Source organism: Tigheibacillus halophilus (assembly GCF_042683165.1).
GTDB lineage: Bacteria > Bacillota > Bacilli > Bacillales > Amphibacillaceae > Tigheibacillus > Tigheibacillus halophilus.
Genome location: NZ_JBHUIZ010000021.1, coordinates 1 through 547, shown reverse-complemented (window position 1 = coordinate 547; position 547 = coordinate 1). Strand labels below are relative to the sequence as shown.

At 56.3% G+C, this 547-nt stretch carries 1 rRNA gene; it reads right to left on the bottom strand.

The annotated features are described in order from the left end of the window. Positions 1–547 (bottom strand): 23S ribosomal RNA (locus ACFSMW_RS20335); the annotation flags it as partial.

Here is a 547-nt window from a genome sequence, read left to right as displayed (position 1 = left end):
CGTCAGCTCCACGTGTCACCACGCTTCCACCTCGGACCTATCAACCTCATCGTCTCTGAGGGATCTTACTCACTCGAAGTGATGGGAAGTCTCATCTTGAGGGGGGCTTCATGCTTAGATGCTTTCAGCACTTATCCTTTCCACACGTAGCTACCCAGCTATGCTCCTGGCGGAACAACTGGTACACCAGCGGTGTGTCCATCCCGGTCCTCTCGTACTAAGGACAGCTCCTCACAAACTTCCAACGCCCACGACGGATAGGGACCGAACTGTCTCACGACGTTCTGAACCCAGCTCGCGTACCGCTTTAATGGGCGAACAGCCCAACCCTTGGGACCGACTACAGCCCCAGGATGCGATGAGCCGACATCGAGGTGCCAAACCTCCCCGTCGATGTGAACTCTTGGGGGAGATAAGCCTGTTATCCCCGGGGTAGCTTTTATCCGTTGAGCGATGGCCCTTCCATGCGGAACCACCGGATCACTAAGCCCGACTTTCGTCCCTGCTCGACTTGTAGGTCTCGCAGTCAAGCTCCCTTCTGCCTTTG